The 17,616-nt window shown below is 52.6% G+C and carries 14 protein-coding genes; 7 read left to right on the forward strand and 7 right to left on the reverse strand.

From position 1 onward, the window contains the following. Positions 1–78 precede the first annotated feature (78 nt). Positions 79–855 (forward strand): peptidoglycan DD-metalloendopeptidase family protein, encoded by a 777-nt coding sequence (locus B2R29_RS14725; RefSeq protein WP_301181755.1) that lies wholly within the window; start codon positions 79–81, stop codon positions 853–855. Between the two features lie 76 nt (positions 856–931). Then, a complete protein-coding gene (gene rpoS, locus B2R29_RS14730; protein ID WP_301181756.1) occupies positions 932–1,891 on the forward strand; it encodes an RNA polymerase sigma factor RpoS in 960 nt (319 codons plus the stop codon). 69 nt (positions 1,892–1,960) lie between these two features. Here the strand turns inward: rpoS and B2R29_RS14735 are convergent, their stop codons facing one another. The 3 genes from B2R29_RS14735 to B2R29_RS14745 form a co-directional block, all read right to left on the reverse strand. Further along, entirely contained in the window at positions 1,961–2,824 is an 864-nt protein-coding gene (locus tag B2R29_RS14735; protein ID WP_301181757.1) for a MaoC/PaaZ C-terminal domain-containing protein, read from the reverse strand. A gap of 221 nt (positions 2,825–3,045) precedes the next feature. Continuing rightward, positions 3,046–3,693: a single-stranded DNA-binding protein gene (gene ssb, locus B2R29_RS14740; protein ID WP_301181758.1), complete on the reverse strand. Its 648-nt coding sequence runs from the start codon at positions 3,691–3,693 to the stop codon at positions 3,046–3,048. Continuing rightward, a complete protein-coding gene (locus B2R29_RS14745; protein ID WP_301181759.1) occupies positions 3,677–5,044 on the reverse strand; it encodes an MFS transporter in 1,368 nt (455 codons plus the stop codon). The genes ssb and B2R29_RS14745 overlap by 17 nt, the downstream gene beginning before the upstream one ends. A 188-nt stretch (positions 5,045–5,232) precedes the next feature. On the opposite strand from B2R29_RS14745, the gene B2R29_RS14750 reads away from it, so the two are divergent. The 3 genes from B2R29_RS14750 (at position 5,233) to B2R29_RS14760 (ending at position 9,433) form a co-directional block, all read left to right on the forward strand. Then, complete coding sequence (locus tag B2R29_RS14750) at positions 5,233–5,925, forward strand: LuxR C-terminal-related transcriptional regulator (protein WP_301181760.1); 693 nt, start codon at positions 5,233–5,235, stop codon at positions 5,923–5,925. Positions 5,926–6,002: 77 nt separating this feature from the next. After that, positions 6,003–8,834 carry an excinuclease ABC subunit UvrA gene (gene uvrA, locus B2R29_RS14755; RefSeq protein ID WP_301181761.1) on the forward strand — a complete coding sequence of 944 codons (2,832 nt, stop codon included), beginning with the start codon at positions 6,003–6,005 and terminating at the stop codon, positions 8,832–8,834. A gap of 32 nt (positions 8,835–8,866) precedes the next feature. Continuing rightward, a complete protein-coding gene (locus tag B2R29_RS14760; protein WP_301181762.1) occupies positions 8,867–9,433 on the forward strand; it encodes a tRNA-uridine aminocarboxypropyltransferase in 567 nt (188 codons plus the stop codon). Positions 9,434–9,452: 19 nt separating this feature from the next. On the opposite strand, the gene B2R29_RS14765 is transcribed toward B2R29_RS14760, so the two are convergent. Then, the gene (locus B2R29_RS14765; RefSeq protein WP_301181763.1) at positions 9,453–10,793 is read right to left on the reverse strand and encodes an adenylate/guanylate cyclase domain-containing protein; all 1,341 of its coding nucleotides are present in this window, start codon (positions 10,791–10,793) and stop codon (positions 9,453–9,455) included. 144 nt (positions 10,794–10,937) lie between these two features. Here B2R29_RS14765 and B2R29_RS14770 point away from each other — a divergent pair, with 144 nt between their 5' ends. Both B2R29_RS14770 and serB read left to right on the forward strand, forming a co-directional pair. Continuing rightward, entirely contained in the window at positions 10,938–11,108 is a 171-nt protein-coding gene (locus B2R29_RS14770) for a hypothetical protein (RefSeq protein WP_175607907.1), read from the forward strand. Between the two features lie 23 nt (positions 11,109–11,131). Then, positions 11,132–12,340 carry a phosphoserine phosphatase SerB gene (gene serB, locus B2R29_RS14775; protein ID WP_068437275.1) on the forward strand — a complete coding sequence of 403 codons (1,209 nt, stop codon included), beginning with the start codon at positions 11,132–11,134 and terminating at the stop codon, positions 12,338–12,340. Positions 12,341–12,414: 74 nt separating this feature from the next. On the opposite strand, the gene B2R29_RS14780 is transcribed toward serB, so the two are convergent. The 3 genes from B2R29_RS14780 to epmB all read right to left on the reverse strand — a co-directional run bounded on the left by B2R29_RS14780 (position 12,415) and on the right by epmB (position 17,596). Then, the gene (locus B2R29_RS14780) at positions 12,415–14,505 is read right to left on the reverse strand and encodes an EAL domain-containing response regulator (protein ID WP_301181764.1); all 2,091 of its coding nucleotides are present in this window, start codon (positions 14,503–14,505) and stop codon (positions 12,415–12,417) included. Positions 14,506–14,604: 99 nt separating this feature from the next. Next, entirely contained in the window at positions 14,605–16,416 is a 1,812-nt protein-coding gene (locus B2R29_RS14785) for a hypothetical protein (protein WP_301181765.1), read from the reverse strand. A 151-nt stretch (positions 16,417–16,567) separates the two neighbouring features. Further along, positions 16,568–17,596 carry an EF-P beta-lysylation protein EpmB gene (epmB, locus tag B2R29_RS14790; RefSeq protein ID WP_301181766.1) on the reverse strand — a complete coding sequence of 343 codons (1,029 nt, stop codon included), beginning with the start codon at positions 17,594–17,596 and terminating at the stop codon, positions 16,568–16,570. Positions 17,597–17,616: the final 20 nt, after the last annotated feature.

Genomic DNA, 17,616 nt, shown 5'->3' on the forward strand with positions numbered 1-17,616 from the left:
TGCAAAGGTTGCAAACCGTTACATGGGCGGAAAGTCGTCACTATCGGGTGTCAAAAAGTCGTAAACTTGTCAGAACCTATGAAAACTGCCCGGCTTGTCATATTAGTCATGACCTTAACGATAGTTACTGCTTGTACATCTGGCGGTGGCTTCGTCTCGGTTGATCAAAAATTCGGCAGAGACAAAACAGCGTCAGGTTTTCATCTTGTTCGTGAAGGAGAGACTTTGTATTCCATTGCATGGCGCTATGGATTGGACTATCGCGAGTTGGCGAACGCTAACTCCATTTCTACCCCGCATACGATTTACCCTGGACAGAAAATTGACATCGACTATACCGCTGCAGAAGCCGCCAGTGCCCCACGTGTGAGTGTCAGAAACCCGTCAAATTCACCGACACCCGTAGCACCAGCAAAAGTTAGCAAACCTAAAAATGGTCAGATATCGCCAAAACCTGTGCCGACCGGGCCGGTTTCGGACTGGTTATGGCCCTCGGATGGCAAAATAATTGGTCAATTTTCGACCAGGAAGCCCGTCAACAAGGGGATTGATCTTGCCGGGTCGATGGGGGAATCTATTTTGGCAGCAGCGGCGGGGACAGTGGTTTACGCAGGCACCGGACTCCGGGGATACGGCAACCTTGTCATCATCCGGCACAATGAAAAGTTCTTAAGTGCTTATGCCCACGCTAGCCGCATCACCGTCAGCGAAGGCCAAGAAATTAAAGCGGGCGGAAAAATTGCCGAAAAAGGATCTACTGGTACCGACAAAGTGAAACTTCACTTTGAGATCCGGGAAAACGGCAAGCCGGTCAATCCACTGAAGTATCTGCCAAAGCGCAGAGGGGGTGGATAAAAAGTAAACAGTCGTTCTGGCACAAAACCTGTTTCGGTTCAGGTTCAGGATGACCAACCCAAAGGTGGGACTAAACATGGCAGTACAACAACGCGATATTAGTGAAGAAGAAGTGTTCGATGACGTAGAAACAGCATCTGCTGACGATTCTGCTGAAGAAAGCGGCCAGGAAAGGTTTGCTGCGGACACATCCGGGAAAACTCTTGATGCCACTCAGATGTATCTCAATGAGATTGGTTTCTCTCCGCTGTTGTCTGCCGAAGAGGAAGTGCACTACGCTCGCCTGGCTCGTAAGGGCGACGAGATGGGCCGCCGACGCATGATCGAAAGTAACCTCCGCCTGGTGGTTAAGATCTCACGTCGTTACGTGAATCGCGGTCTTTCTCTTCTTGATCTGATCGAAGAAGGTAACCTCGGTCTGATCCGCGCCGTCGAGAAGTTTGATCCAGAACGTGGCTTCCGCTTCTCAACCTATGCGACCTGGTGGATTCGCCAGACCATCGAACGTGCGATCATGAACCAGACCCGCACGATTCGTCTGCCGATTCATGTGGTCAAAGAATTGAACGTTTATCTGCGAGCGGCCCGTGAGCTGGCCCAGAAGCTCGATCACGAGCCAACCGCAGAAGACATTGCTGAACTGCTCGATAAGCCTGTCGCTGACGTTAAGCGCATGCTGAAGCTCAATGAACGTGTCACCTCTGTGGACACGCCGCTGGGGCCGAATTCTGACAAGTCGATTCTCGATACCATCGCTGATGAGCGTATGGAAGATCCCGGCACCGAGCTACAAAACGATGATATACAGAGCAATCTGTCTACCTGGATTGAAGAGCTGCCAGAAAAGCAGCGCGAAGTACTCTCTCGTCGCTTCGGTCTTCGTGGCTATGAGCCAAGCACGCTTGAAGATGTGGGGCGCGAAATCGGTCTGACCCGTGAACGCGTGCGCCAGATTCAGGTTGAAGCGCTGAAGCGTCTGCGCGAAGTATTTGAAAAGCACGGCCTGAATGCAGAGGTGCTGTTCGGTATGGCATAAGCCCCATCACCGAAAACAAAAAAACCGGCCACTGGCCGGTTTTTTTATGTCTGCTCTGTGCGCCTGGGCTCAGATGTATTTCACCTGCCCCGCGAGGAATGGCTTGCCATCCTCTGGGTCGGTTAAGCCGAAATCTACGCCGTCGTTACGGACATTAAAGCCGAGCGTAGCTTTACCGGGCAGAAAGATAGGCAGCTTAAAGTCTACGGTTACTTCTGCAGGGCGGCCTTTCATGTGCGATTCGATAGATGCCATTGCTCGTGCTTTTGCCCACATACCGTGAGCAATCGGACGTTTGAAGCCGAAGGCTCTGGCCGTGAACGGAAGTAAGTGGATTGGGTTGATATCACGCCCGAGAAGCGCGTACTTAACGCCTGTCAGAGCCGGCACTTCCCAGTCGACGATGCGTTCAGGATTCTCAAGCACATCCAGTGTTGGCGCTTTTTCCATATCCGGGTTCTTTTTACCGCGCTTGAGGAGCACGCTACGGCACTCCCAGACGAGTTCATCACCCATATACATGCGAGTGTAGAAAGTGAAGAGATCACCGTTATGAACCTTCTCAGGGCCTATCAGGGTGCAATCGGTATCCAGGGTTGCATCAACAGGAATCTGTTTGTGTTGAGTGATGATATTACGGATATGCACCAACCCCATGACCGGGTAAGGGTAGGCATCCGACAAAAACAACGCACTTTGCAGTGGGAAGGTCAGTAGAAAAGGAAAAGTGAACGGCAGGTACTTACTTTTTTCGAAGCCACACTGGCGGCGATACTCCTCCAGCTTGGAAGGATCGATCTTGACGTTTTTACGGGAGAAACGTGCACGTTCTTCACAGACCAGTTCCTGCTTCGGCTTCGCCGGGTTCTTCAGGGCAATACGAATGTACTGAATTACTGGTGGAGTAGGGTTCTTGATCTCTTTCGTTAACATCTGAGGCTTCCTTAATTGAATACCTGAGTCGGACTTTGTTTGGCCTATTATGCCCATTAGTCTGTAGTGAATGCGCAGCATTATAGAGTCTTAATGCAGCATTAAACTTGGCCTCAGAGACATACCGCTAACGTCGAATTTGACGTTTTGTCAGACAGGTGTCTTTTAATTTTATGGTGCCGGATACAAAAAACGGGGCCGAAGCCCCGTTTTCAGTTCCCTTAGAATGGGATGTCATCGTCAAAATCGTCAAAGCTGTTGCTCGGCTGAGGAGCCGGCTGCTGAGGCGCTTGCTGTGGTGGCTGCTGGTATCCACCCTGGTTGCCATAACCGCCTTGAGCAGGTTGCTGTGCTGGTTGCGGAGGACGCTGTGGTGCCTGCTGGTAACCGCCTGGCTGTTGTGCCGGCTGCTGTGGAGCCTGGCGCGGTTGTTGAGGCGCTTGCTGCGGTGGTTGCTGGTAACCGCCCATGCCGCCGCTCATACCACCGCTCATGTTGCCTGGCATCTGCCCTGTGCCGGAGTTCATGCCGTCACCACGTGAGTCCAGCATCATCATTTCATTGGTGATGATTTCTGTGGTGTAACGTTTAACGCCGTCCTTTTCCCATTCACGGGTGCGCAGCTTACCTTCGAAGTACGCGCGTGAACCTTTTTTCAGGTATTGCTGGCAGATCTCAGCGAGACGGCCATAAACTGTCAGGCGGTGCCATTCAGTCTGCTCGACCTTCTGACCCGTTGCTTTGTCGTTGTAACTTTCATCTGTTGCCAGAGACAGGTTGGCTACGGCGTTGCCATTCGGAAGGTAGCGCACTTCCGGGTCGCGACCCAGGGTGCCGATGAGAGTGACTTTATTAACACTGCGAGCCATGTTTTTCTCCTGTAGATTCGATCAAGGTCAGTGCGTCTTCGCGGCTGAATTCATCCGCACTGACTTTCAGATATACCGCGTCTTCTGCCGGAAGATAAAGTGCTTCAGCAACGCCAGGCAAAGCTTGAAGTGATGCCAGGGCTGAATTATCGAGGTGGCGATGGCCCGGCAGGCGGACACTGATCAGATGACGCGGAGCATTGGTCTGAGACATTAACAGCGCCCAAAGTACCACCAATGCCCCCAGTCCGACAAACAGAATTGCAGCACCGTACTGGCTGAGAATCCAACCCCCTAAGGAGCCGCCAAAAAATGCCCCAAGGAACTGCATGCTGGAGTAGATCCCCATAGCGCTGCCCTTGGCTCCAGCGGGCGCAATTTTGCTGAGCCATGACGGTAAGCTGGCTTCCATCAGGTTGAAGCCCCAGAAGTACAATAGTAGCAATATAATCCAGTGCCAGAGTGCTGAGGCGGCGCCCATCATCAGAAGAGCAGCAGCGATAATCAGCGCTCCGGTAATGACAACGCTTTTCATGCGTTGGCGTTTTTCGGCAATGATGATCAGTGGCACCATTAATACGAAAGCGACGAGTAGCACTGGCAGGTACAGCCAGCTATGGTGATTTGCGGTGAGGCCAGCCTCTACCAGCTGTGCGGGAATGGCGACGAAAATAGCGACCATGAGGGCATGAAGAAGAAAAATGCCCAGATTCAGAGGCCACATGCGGCGGTTTTTGAGCTGTTCGACGATCACAGGCAGAGCGGCACTGGCGTCCCTGTGTTGTTTCGCAGGTGGTGCCGGGATGACCCACAGCGTGACCAGTACGCCTCCTATGGCCAGCACTGCGGTGACGGCAAAAATCAGGTGCAGGCCACCGAAAGAAGCCAGCCAGGGACCAAGGATCAGTGCGACAGAGAATGACAGGCCAATGCTCGCACCGATGGAAGCCATGGCTTTCATCCGGTGCTCTTCGCGGGTCAGATCAGTGACCAGCGCCATAATTGCACTGGCAATGGCACCACCACCTTGCAGTGCCCGCCCTATGATCACTCCCCAGACACTGTCTGAGGTTGCGGCGATAACACTGCCGAGAGCAAAGATCAGTAAGCCACCGATGATCACTGGCTTGCGGCCAATGCGATCAGAGAGCGCGCCTGCAGGAATCTGAAGTAGCGCCTGGGTCAGGCCATAAACGCCCATTGCCAGCCCCAGCAACTGGGGTGTTGCGCCTTCGAGCTGTTCACCTTCGAGCATCATGACAGGGAGAACCATGAACAGTCCCAGCATACGAAGAGCGTATAGCGAGGCGAGAGAGATCACGGCGCGTTGTTCGGTTTTATCTGGGGTCACTGTGCGGCCAATCGATAACTGTTAATCAGGCCGGCTAGTCTACCAGATTGTCGGCGTTGGAGGGGTAGTCTTGATGACGCCAAATCCCACTACCATCTTGGTCTGATTGCGGTACACTGCAAAAAGGGTATAAGGGATATACCAAGACGGAAGCGACTAGCTTGGGCGAAAGTACATGGAGAGACTTTATGGACCAGAGATCACCTGCCATCGAACGAAGAATACTTCTTTTTGGTCAGACAAACCTTGAGAACTCGATACTGATCGGCAATGTTCATCAGAACACAGGTATTGAGTGTCAGCTGATAGATGTTCGCCATTGGCGGGCAGAATGGGAATTCGAAGCAGACCGGATGATTGCTTTGATCGACTCGGGGAGCGCTGCTCCTGAGCGTATCCGTGAGCTGGTGGATCGTCTGCATGACCTGCAAGCCGATGTCGCTATCGCCGTGTTTAACGTTGCGAAGAAACATCCCTCCGAACAGTTGATAAGCTGGCCTAAAGTGAATGGTATTATCTATACCGGGACGCCTCACAGCCAGCTATGCCGGGGCATTGAAAGCCTTTTCCTGGGTGAGATGTGGCTGCCACGCCACCTGATGGCTGCGTTTCTGGAAAGAACCCGTGAACGCCCCAAAAATGCTACCGGATTTGCCGGAATTCTTACTCGCCGTGAAAAGCAGATACTACGGCTTACCGCGACCGGGGCCACGAATGCTGAGGTGGCGGAAGAACTCAACGTCAGCATGCACACCGTTAAAACCCACGTCTACAACCTGTTCCGGAAAATCGGCGTGACGAACCGTATTCAGGCCGTGAACTGGGCAAAAGAAAACATGCATGAACTGCATGACAAGGAAGAAGCCGAAGCAACCGGATGATTCACAGTAAAAGCGGCTGAACCCGTCTTCGCCTTGCTTTACAATGGGGGTTTTGACTCAGGTAGTGAAAGCTCCACATGGATAAAATTCTCGTTCGCGGCGCACGTACACACAACCTCAAAAACGTTGATATTGATATTCCTCGGGATAAGCTCGTGGTAATCACGGGCCTCAGTGGCTCGGGGAAATCCTCTCTGGCGTTCGACACTCTGTACGCGGAAGGGCAGCGACGCTACGTTGAGTCACTTTCAACCTATGCCCGTCAGTTCCTGTCGATGATGGAAAAGCCCGACGTCGATCTGATTGAAGGTTTGTCACCTGCCATTTCTATTGAGCAGAAATCGACCTCTCACAACCCGCGCTCTACCGTCGGTACCGTGACCGAAATATACGACTATCTGCGTTTGTTGTTCGCCCGCGTTGGTACGCCACGCTGCCCGGATCATGATGTACCGCTGGAAGCTCAGACTGTCAGTCAGATGGTCGACGAAATTATGCTGTTGCCCACCGACAGTAAGTGCATGATTCTCGGCCCTGTTATCCGGGATCGCAAAGGCGAACATCTGCATGTGTTTGAAAGTCTGCGTGCGCAGGGCTTTATCCGTGTGCGCGTCGATGGAACCGTGTGTGATCTGGACGATACACCGGACCTGGATAAACGTAAGAAGCACACAATTGAAGTGGTTGTTGATCGCTTTAAGGTGAAAGAAGGTATTGAACAGCGTCTGTCTGAATCCATAGAGACCTGTCTTGAATTGAGCGGTGGACTGGTGCTGGTCGCCGATATGGACGCGCCAGAGAAAGAACCTATGATGTTCTCTTCTCAGTTTTCATGCCCGCACTGCGGCTACAGCCTCTCTGAATTAGAACCTCGCCTGTTTTCGTTTAACAACCCAGCGGGTGCTTGCCAGACGTGCGACGGTCTTGGTGTTAAACAATATTTCGATCCCGACCGCGTTGTGCATGATGACTCACTGAGTGTGGGTGAAGGCGCGATCCGCGGCTGGGATCGTCGTAGCGTTTATTATTATCAGATGCTGTGCTCAGTGGCGGATCATTACGGCTTTGATATTGATACGGCTCTTGCCGATCTGAAACCGGAGCACAGAGACGCAATACTGCGTGGTTCTGGTGATGACAAAATCGAATTTATTTACGTGAACTCCCGCGGCGATCGCGTCAGTAAATCACACCCTTTTGAAGGGGTATTGCCAAACCTTGAACGTCGTTACCGCGAAACTGACTCTCAGATGGTGCTTGAGGAGCTATCCAAGTATCTTAGCATTCAGCCATGCCCTGCCTGTGATGGCTCGCGTCTGCGTCGCGAAGCCCGGAACGTCTTTGTTGGTGATAAAACCATTCATGCCTGCACCAGCATGCCAGTGGAAGATGCTCACAATTATTTTTCAGAATTTCAGATGGATGGCCACAAAGGCGAAATTGCTGAAAAAATTCTGAAAGAAATCCGCGATCGTTTGCAGTTTCTGGTGAATGTCGGTCTCGAATACCTGACACTGAATCGCAGTTCGGACACACTTTCTGGCGGTGAAGCTCAGCGGATTCGTCTGGCGTCGCAGATTGGTGCTGGCCTTGTTGGGGTGATGTATATTCTTGATGAACCTTCTATTGGTCTTCATCAGCGAGACAATGACCGCCTGCTTAAAACCCTGTTCCACCTTCGTGATCTTGGAAACACCGTACTCGTCGTAGAGCACGACGAAGACGCTATCCGCAGTGCTGATCACCTGATCGATATTGGCCCCGGCGCTGGGGTACATGGTGGTGAGGTGATTGCACAGGGTACACCTGCTCAGGTAATGAAAAATAAAAACTCAGTGACGGGTGAATACCTCAGCGGCAAACGCGCAATTGCTTTGCCTGAAAAACGTACGCCGTACGACAAGAAAAAAGTCATGACCTTAAAAGGGGCGAACGGTAACAACCTGAACAGTGTTGATCTGACTATCCCTCTCGGATTAATGACCTGTATTACCGGCGTGTCTGGTTCAGGTAAGTCAACGCTGATAAACCGTACCCTGTACCCATTGGCGGCGACCGCATTAAATGGTGCGACAACACTCAAACCGTCTGAGCATAAGAGCATTACCGGTCTGAATCAGCTCGATAAAGTCGTCGATATTGATCAGTCTCCTATCGGTCGGACACCGCGATCGAATCCGGCAACTTACACTGGGATATTTACTCCGGTACGTGAAATTTTTGCTGGCACACAGGAGGCTCGTTCGCGCGGTTATAAAGCCGGACGCTTCTCGTTTAATGTGAAAGGCGGACGCTGCGAAGCTTGTCAGGGTGACGGTGTTATCAAGGTTGAGATGCACTTTCTGGCGGATATTTATGTTCCTTGTGATGTCTGTAAAGGGAAGCGGTACAACCGGGAAACGCTGGATATTCGCTACAAGGGCAAAAACATCCATGAAGTACTGGATATGACGGTCGAAGATGCGCGTGAATTTTTTGATGCAATTCCTGCGGTCGCTCGCAAGCTACAGACGTTGATGGACGTAGGCCTGAGTTATATTCGTCTTGGCCAGGCGGCTACCACGTTATCGGGTGGTGAGGCGCAGCGCATTAAGTTAGCGAAAGAGCTGTCGAAGCGGGATACCGGAAAAACCCTTTATATCCTCGATGAGCCGACAACGGGTCTGCACTTCCACGATATCGAACAGTTGTTAGTTGTTCTGCATCGCCTGCGCGATCATGGCAATACCGTGGTGGTAATTGAGCATAACCTGGACGTCATTAAAACCGCTGACTGGATCGTTGATCTGGGCCCCGAAGGTGGATCGAAAGGTGGCCTGATCATTGGCGAAGGTACGCCCGAAGATATCGGGGCGATGGAGCATTCGCATACAGGTCACTTCCTGCAGCCCTTACTTGAGCGTGCCTGATTCGGAAAACCTGATTTGCAGGGGAGGTTAGTATGAGCAGAGCCGAGTGCGACGGATGTGGGCGACCAGAAAGTGTCTGCCTGTGCAGTCATCTGGTGCATTACACGCTGCCTTTTAACCTCACCATCTGGCAGGACCCGGATGAATCCCGCCATCCGCTGTCAACCGCGCCTTTGCTGGAGCGTACGATTGACGGGTGTCGCAGGCTGGTGGGGGATCAGTTCGCCTATAACGATATTTTTTCAGGTGCCCCCGTCGAGACTGTCGCGCTGCTGTATCCGGCGGATGATTCTGTGGACGTTGTTGGGCCTGAGATTGGGCGCGATCGCGTCAGTCATGTTCTGGTGCTTGATGGGACCTGGCGCAAAGTACGCCGCCTGACATTAATGAACCCGTGGCTACTTAACTTACCTCGGGTGTCATTGTCACCTCAAACCCCCTCTGCTTATTTACGCACCAGTCAGCACGAAAGTGGTGTCAGCACACTGGAAGCGGTGCTGATGCTGGCGGATCTCTGGTATCCAGGGAATGCATACCTGGAAGGGACTGGCGTCCTGCAACGCATGTCAGAATTGCAGGAGAGGATGCGAAAACGTTGAGGCGCCGGGCTTACAGGGCTCAGGCGCTCTCGGTCATGCTGGTGATGTGTTTCATCTGGCGTTGTATCAGCGACTCAGTCTTCTCTGGCAGCTGGTTAAGCCAGTAAGTGGACTGAACCCCACCGTGCAGGTCCCGAATATTAGGGCCTTCGTTCCAGATGATATCGTGACCATCTTCTAACATTTCTATTAATGTCTGGCTGGCAATGATTCTGCGCTCTTCGCTTTGGGCCGCGAGGTGATAGGCCCAGTGCACGGCATCGCCGATCAGACTGTATTGTGTTGAAACACCATCCTGCAACGGTGCCATAAGGACCGGGCCCCAATGTGCAGCCACATTGAACTCAAGTGGCAGAACGCCAGAGTTTGTCTCATGCAGATGATTCACCAGACTGGTGAACAACCGTGCCGCATAAAGACAATGCATGGCCGCATTACGGTCGCGGCCGGGGACGCCAAACAGCATAACGACACCGTCGCCCAAGTAGCGGTCCACTTTACCGTTGTAGAGCTTCGCGGCTTGAGAAAGCAGGCGATGGTACTGGTTGAGTGTCGAAGTCAGCTCTTCGGCGCTGAGTCGCTGTTGCAGTAGCTCGAGGTCCTGAATCTCAATAAAGAGCATGGCACAGTCGTAATACTTCATCGGGTCAGGGAAGGGCGTGTCTTCATTGCCCATGAACTGGCCGAGAGCGACTTCAACTGCACGGCGCTGCTGTTCGCGCTTAGAAATATCGCCAAGAACTGAGTGGAGTGACAGTAAGTCAGGATCACCCGGCCCCATCGGTAGTGTCAGCTCTTCACCGTCACGCCAGCCGCTCAGTTTCGTGCGTAACTGGCGCACGTAGCGGGCGTATTTTTCGCTGAGCAACCAGCCCGTGAGACCTGCAATCAGGCTGAGGGCTGCTGTTACCAGAAGACTTTGTGAGGCAACGCGTGTCGCGGCGGTTTGCGCAGGTGTGTCTGTTGTATAGCCCTCTAATGAGCCATAAAGAGTACCGTCCTGACGGATTTCGACGGGCATCATCGTCAGTTCAGCATTGATCCGGCCTGCACTTGCGACCGGTTTACCATCACGATCAAGCACCCGAATAGCCGGCATCGCGCTGCCTGCGTCCCACTCGCTGAGGGTCAGATTCAGGGTAATGCGGTCATCGCGCACGAGGGCTGGCGTCAGAAGCGCCCCCAGGTGTTGTAACTGACGCGTATTCTCAGAGGCGATTTGCTGGCGAGCGTAGCTGCGGACTTCGGAGTAAGCCAGCGCGCTCAATATGATGCCTGCAATCAGAACCATGACCGCTGCCAGTAGACCAGCGCGCTGGCTGGTATTGAGAGTTTCGCTGAATGTGCGGAGATTAGGCATTGGCAGTCCTGATAATTCTAAATTTCCATAACTTTAATGGTATTATATGCCGCGCTTGTCGCAACGCCAGCACCGAACACGGCTTCTGTGATGGAAGACAGCTTGTAAATTACAGTTTAGATATAGTTTAGATGAGGAATGACCATGAGTGATGTGAAACAGTCTCTGCAGGACAAACTGGCACAACTTGAGAAAGGTCTGTTTCTGATGAGTGTTGACCGTGTGCGTGCTCTGTCTGTACACGAGACCGTTGAACTGATCGAAGAACTGCGCGCCGTTGTTGCCGCAGCTAAGTCAGACACCGACAAACTCTGATCTTCAGATTAAGCGAGACCTCCGTGACGGAATTAGTGCTCATCCGTATCACCGGTGCTGATAAGCCCGGTGTTACTGCGACCATCAGTAGTATCCTTGCACAATATGAAGTGACAGTACTGGATATTGGCCAGGCCGAAATCCACGATTCGCTATCATTGGGGATACTGGCTGCCATTCCGTCGACGGCGGAAGCGGCACCGGTTCTGAAAGACGTACTCTTCAGAATTCATGAAATGGGGCTGTCGGTGTCGTTCACTCCGGTGACGCCCGAAAGTTATGAGCACTGGGTCGCCGGTCAGGGAAAACCCCGTCATATTATCACGCTGCTGGCGCGTACTATTCAGGCCGACGCCATCGCGCGCGTGACCTCCATTGCTGCCGAGCACAACCTGAATATTGATCAGATCAGTCGTCTTTCGGGGCGCGTTCCGCTTGATAAGCAAAGCGAAACAACACGAGCCTGTGTTGAGTTTTCGGTGCGCGGTGAAGCAGATCAGACAGCCATGCGGGCGCAGTTTCTTGAAGCAGCCAACGATCTGAACGTCGATATCGCGTTTCAGGAAGACGATGTTTATCGTCGAACGCGTCGTCTGGTGTGTTTCGATATGGACTCCACTCTCATTGAAACCGAGGTGATCGACGAACTTGCTCACGCTGCAGGCGTGGGGGAGCAGGTGGCCGAGATTACCGAGCGGGCGATGCAGGGTGAACTCGATTTTACCCAGAGCTTCGAGCAGCGAGTTGCGCTGTTGAAGGGCTTGAGTGGTGATGTACTCCAAGGTATTGCTGAGCGCCTGCCAGTAACGGAAGGCGCAGAGCGCCTTATTCGCAACTTGAAGGCGTTGGGTTATAAGACGGCGATATTGTCTGGTGGTTTTACCTATTTCGGGCGTTATCTTCAGTCTCAGTTGGGCATTGATTACGTCTATGCCAATGAGTTGGAGATGGAAGGTAATGTAGTGACTGGACGTGTGACCGGGCGTGTTGTCGATGGTCAGCGCAAAGCCGAGTTACTGCGTGAACTGGCCGAACGTGAGGGCATTCGTCTCGAACAGACCATCGCCGTAGGTGACGGTGCCAATGACTTGCCGATGCTATCGGTTGCCGGTCTTGGCATCGCGTTTCGTGCTAAACCTCTGGTGCGCGAAAACGCCAAACATGCGATCTCAACACTGGGGTTGGATGGGCTGCTCTATCTGCTTGGTTATCACGACCGCGATATTCATTAAGTGTAACCGCTGTTCTGTTTCAGTCAGCGGTTAGTCACTGGTTATTGAGCTTCTGCCTGAGCAGAAGCTCGCCATTATTCCTCTGAGAAGTCATACGTCATATCCGCCTTTGGCGGCTGCACGTAATATCCCTGAATAAAGTGAACGCTGTAGTGCCAGATATTGGCAACGGTGGATGAGCTTTCGATAAATGGCGCAATGCTGATTTTTCCGGCGTCGTGCACATCCCCAAGCAGATCTTTTAACGCCTTATTGCCACTTGCGTTATCGCCACCTATTTCGCGGATGTAAGAGCCATCGACTTTTACATAATCAATATCGACCTGTTGCAGCAGGCGCATCGGTTCAAGCTCGCAGCCGAACCGACTGACGGCAGTACTGATGCCAAGTGCCCGCACCAGATAACAGAATCGTTTTGCCGGTGCAGCGTGGCGGACGGCGTCCTCTTCTGAAAACTGGAAAATGATGGCGTTGTGATTGAGCCCGGCAGCTTTCAGCGCAACCTGAACCCAGGCGGGTAGCTTTTCATCACGCAGAGATGCTCCCGTAATATTGATGAACAGCTTGGTATCTTTGCCCTGTTTCTGACGTTCTGACAGAAGCTTGGTGGCATGCAGGATGACCCAGCGGTCCAGTTTACGTTTGAGGGTGTCGCTGACCTCGGCACTGTTTATGAAGGCGCCAGCCTGAGGGTCAGAAGCATCCGCTCCGGCCAGGCGCAGCAGTACTTCATAATGCTCTGCCTCATCACCGCGCATGCTGATCAGAGGCTGAAAGAGAAGACGTAACTGATTTCGCGACAGCGCGGTAGTTATCTGTTTTTCCATCGAGCGGGTCTGGCGCTCTTCGGACTTGTCTTCTGGCATAAACAGGTGGGCACTGCTGCTGACCTGCTTGTTCTCTTCGGCGGCGGCATCACAGGCAAGGTGTGCCTGTTGCAGAATCTCAGCTGGTGCAGGGCTGGCATCCGTGATAAGTGTGATACCAAGACTCAAGGTCGGCTGAACAGTGCGCTGCTCGAGATCGACGAGGAGGTTATTGACTGTGCTGATCAGCTTCTGAGCCTGCTGGCGGGCCTTTGCTGGGTCACCGCCAGGCATCATCCAGATAAAGGTGTCATCTGAAATTCGCGCCGTCACATCGTATTCGTGCGCGATACTGCTCAGGCACTGACTGATTTCCCGGATCACGGTATCGCTGGCTTCAATACCAACATCCCGTCGGATGGCATCAAAGCCATTAATTTCTGCATATACCAGCGTGCTGAACTGCTTTTCCAGTACCGCGTGGTCGACGGCCCGGGTCAGCCTTTCCAGGAAATATTCTTTGTTATGCAATTGAGTGACCGCGTCACGGTGTCGCAGCTCGGTCAGCTCCGCCGCTAACTCACTTTCTGTATCGCGTCGACTGATCTGAATCTGATTACAGGGTTCATCACTGTATGTCGCATCACTGAAGCTCATCGTCATCGGGAACTGCTCACCATCGGGCAGGACACCGGTTGTTTCGAGCTCAAAGCTATCAGGAATGCCAGTCCGGTATTGCTTCAGAAAATCTTTAAAGCTCGCCTGACTGTCAGACGCGATCATGTCCATGATGGGCATACCTTCGAGATCGTCGACCGATTCGTAACCGAACATCTCAAGGTAGGCTGAATTGGCATGAACATGCATACCGTCATGGATATAAGCGATCGGATCACGAGAGCTTTCCAATAACATACGAGAGCGCTTCTCGGCGTCACGCAGCTTAACCTTTAACAGGCGAACTTCCTGGCGGCTGCGCAAATGCTCGACTTCGCGGCGGATCGTCTGCATAAGGATATTGCTTTCATCGAAAGCAACGACAGCACTGGCACCCTTCGTCAACGCGCTTTCGAGAAGAGCGTTGCTTGAGTTCGCTGGGATCAGAATCAGTGGGATGTCATAGTTCAGGCGATGAATCTGGCTGAGCAGTTCAGTGAACTGAATGTTCTCAAGGTCCGGGTCGGCAACTACAACGTCCCATTGTGCAGACTTCAGGGCTTCCTCAAACTGCTCATGTGTGATCACTGTCCGCGCACGCGTACTGAAACCGGAATTCCGCATCAGGCTGACGAGTTGCTCTGCGTCGTTCTGAGTTTGCGTCAGTAACAGGAGTTGCAGTGTGTCACGGGATAGCGACATGAGTAGACATACCTCGGTGAGAGAAAACCCAGAATTATAGGTGCTGTCGTATCAAAGAAAAACGGCATGGGTGACAAATTTTGTCACCCATTGGCCCGATCAGAGTTTATTCCAGAGAGAATCAAAATCATCTTCAATCAGAGCATCACCGACGCTGGTGGCTACCTGACGCTTCTGCTCTGATGATACACCCGACGCTCTGAACTGGAATTGCCCGAAGCTATTCGTAGATGCCAGGCTCTTACTCAGCTGATAGCGTCCACTAAGCTTCTCGTGCATCAATTCAATCTTGTTGCCGGTGCGGAACGGTACTCGCGGAAGAATGACGCTGGCAGGTTGTGCGATGGCTTTAATCGCAGGCAAAACCAAAGCTCGCATCTGTGGGCCATTGCTGCCGGTTTTTTGCAGCAGTCGGGCGATGCCGACTTCTGCTCGTGGCGCCAGCAGCTCAACACCGAGTTGAGTGCCCTGGCCTCTCAGGTGACGAATCCAGCGAATCGCTCCGACAGACCAATGGCGTACACCGCGCTCCTGAATGCCGATCAGCTCACCCGCCTGAATAGCGCTCGGTAGCTCACCTTTCCATTGCAGGCAGTAACCACCCGGGCTGGTGTTAATCAGAATAACGCCATAGCTGCTGTAGCGGGTTTTGGGTTCGCTGTTTTCTTCTTCTTCGACCTGATGGCGGTTAATGAACTCAATAGCATCGAGGTTCATCGCTTTGTTGTCAGGCATACGTGAGCCACCGGCATCAAAGGCGTCTGCCCAGACATCGTCAGACACGGTGGCTCCGGTATCTACAGACTTACCCGCAGGACCTTGTTCAACAGGCTTCATCTTCAGAGAAACCTGATCAAAATCTCGCTTTCCTGCGGTGTAATAGTGCAACGCAGACAAGCCGACGCAGACGCTGAGTTGACCGTCGGTAGGCACGCGACGGAATGAACGCTGCCAGTGAATTCCCCAGGATTGAATGGTATGGGAAATCAACGTCTCGCTGGTCTTATCCGGCACGATGATCCGGCCGTCACTGCCTGCAGAGGAATATAACTTAAGCGCCTGAACGAGCTTTTGAGTATTCAGGCTGCGGAAATTCATTTTCTGATTATCACGCAGGTGCTGGCGATACTGACCCGGCCGGTCACGATGGAGGTTGATGATAAACAGCGCACTCTCATCATCTGCCGGTGTAAGTTCAACGAGAGGTGCCCAGTGTTCACAGACCTCATACAGCTGAGCCAGATCCTGCTGACGCAGGTTGCTGGGTTTCGCTGTACCCAGAAGATGTACACGGACAAAAGCGTCACGGATCGTCGATTTATGAACGTACCGCGCCTGTTGATCTTCAATGGTGATGTTTTCAAGACGGCGCGCTTCGGCCATCAGGTAAATCTGGTTAACGTCGAGCCAGGTTCTGTCAGGCGGCTGAAAGTACAGCTGGTACGCACGCAGAATAATCTGACTGCTGTCGACGATCGCGCGGTGGATGGCCGGTGCGAAATGCTTGGGTGGGCGGTCACCGGCGCCAAGCAGATCGACGCTATGTGCAACGACCATTTTGTAGCCCGTAGCAAGATGCCCTTGCAACGCCTGACTCAGATTGGCGATTTTAAGTTGCTTGTCGTTCAGAGAGACAGAAGACTGCAGAAAGTGCTTATTCAGCACCTTACACACGGAATGTATGTAGGGACGGATAACTTCGAGCAGTTCAAAGCGCTGAGCTGGAGGGCAGCTGAGGGCGTTCAGCTCGCGAATCGCTTGATACAGGCGTCGGGATGCTTCTCCTGTATTTGCCATGGGCAGACTTTTGGCCCACTGTGAGAACGCCGGAAGCCCCGCACCACAGAACGACAACTCGCTTTGAGTTGCATTCGGGATATGCAATGTTATCGGTGTGCTCTGGCTGTCCATGCGATCCTGCTGTTAACTTTCGGGGTTAGCGATTTATATAGCCTCTATGGCGTGTTTTTTCCAGCAACTACACGACATTTAACCGTTTCAAATGAGAAATGTGAATTTCTTTTACATGAACTGACTACGCTATCACAAAATAGCGGTCAGATCAGGCCAGAACGGGATGGGGACGCTTGTAGGGGTCACCCGGCACTTCTCTCACAAGTTGTGGGACAAGGTAGCCAGGCAATTGTTCTCTGATGCCCAGATAGAGAGCGGTGGCTTCCTTGTCGCTGACGAAATAATGCTGCGTCCCTTCAACTTTATCTGGTAGGTGAAGGTAATAGGGTAGTACCCCCATTGTAAAGAGCTTCTGGCTTAATTCGGCCAAAATAACAATGTCATCATTAACGCCCTGCAGCAGTACGCTCTGGTTGAGCAGAGTGACACCACTATTTCTGAGTTCCCGCAGGCGGTCCCTATGCAGACTGGTCAGTTCATTTGGATGATTTACATGGAGTACCATGGCGTTATCGCAGCGGGTGTTGCTGAGAGTATTCTGAAGCTCAGCAGTCAGCCGTTGCGGAATAACCACAGGCAGACGAGTGTGTATGCGAATCCGTCGGACGTGGTTTATCTCATCGATGGCCGCAATCAGATCGGCAAGCGCTGAATCCTGGAGCATGAGTGGGTCACCGCCGCTGAGAATGACTTCGGTGATGCTTGAATCGCTGCGAATATAGTCCAGAGCCGAGTTTCGCTCATCACGACTTAAGCGGTTATCAGCGTAATCGAAGTGCCTTCGGAAGCAGTAGCGGCAATTTACGGCGCACCCTGTGGCTGCGAGCATCAGCACCCGGCCCTGATACTTGTGAATAATTCCCGGGCGTATATTGGTCTGACGCTCGGCCAGTGGATCACTGCTGTAGCCCGGCAAGTCAGAAGCATCGGCCTCACTGCCGGTGGGCAATACTTGCCGCAGCAAAGGGTCATTCCGATCGCCGCGGGCCATCTGATCAGCAAACGGACGTGGGACCAACAAAGGAAACGTCAGTGCAGGGTGGCCTGCCTTCAGAGCCGTCCCGGCCGGTATGTCCAGATAGCTGAGCAGGCGCTCACCGTCACGGAAAGAGTCAGCGAGAATCTGTCGCCAATCCTGCATCTCTACAGGCGGCTCTGTTCGCGTTATGATACGCACCTTAATTTATTACCTGACAG

Origin of the sequence: Thalassolituus sp. UBA3500, from assembly GCF_002377545.1 — a bacterium.
Classification (GTDB): domain Bacteria; phylum Pseudomonadota; class Gammaproteobacteria; order Pseudomonadales; family Oceanobacteraceae; genus Thalassolituus.

Excerpts from the sequence above, each read along its gene's own strand:
- B2R29_RS14725 (WP_301181755.1), top strand. The coding sequence starts at position 79 with ATGAAAACTGCCCGGCTTGTCATATTAGTCATGACCTTAACGATAGTT.
- rpoS (WP_301181756.1), top strand. The coding sequence starts at position 932 with ATGGCAGTACAACAACGCGATATTAGTGAAGAAGAAGTGTTCGATGAC.
- B2R29_RS14735 (WP_301181757.1), bottom strand. The coding sequence starts at position 2,824 with ATGTTAACGAAAGAGATCAAGAACCCTACTCCACCAGTAATTCAGTAC.
- ssb (WP_301181758.1), bottom strand. The coding sequence starts at position 3,693 with ATGGCTCGCAGTGTTAATAAAGTCACTCTCATCGGCACCCTGGGTCGC.
- B2R29_RS14750 (WP_301181760.1), top strand. The coding sequence starts at position 5,233 with ATGGACCAGAGATCACCTGCCATCGAACGAAGAATACTTCTTTTTGGT.
- uvrA (WP_301181761.1), top strand. The coding sequence starts at position 6,003 with ATGGATAAAATTCTCGTTCGCGGCGCACGTACACACAACCTCAAAAAC.
- B2R29_RS14760 (WP_301181762.1), top strand. The coding sequence starts at position 8,867 with ATGAGCAGAGCCGAGTGCGACGGATGTGGGCGACCAGAAAGTGTCTGC.
- B2R29_RS14765 (WP_301181763.1), bottom strand. The coding sequence starts at position 10,793 with ATGCCTAATCTCCGCACATTCAGCGAAACTCTCAATACCAGCCAGCGC.
- B2R29_RS14770 (WP_175607907.1), top strand. The coding sequence starts at position 10,938 with ATGAGTGATGTGAAACAGTCTCTGCAGGACAAACTGGCACAACTTGAG.
- B2R29_RS14780 (WP_301181764.1), bottom strand. The coding sequence starts at position 14,505 with ATGTCGCTATCCCGTGACACACTGCAACTCCTGTTACTGACGCAAACT.
- B2R29_RS14785 (WP_301181765.1), bottom strand. The coding sequence starts at position 16,416 with ATGGACAGCCAGAGCACACCGATAACATTGCATATCCCGAATGCAACT.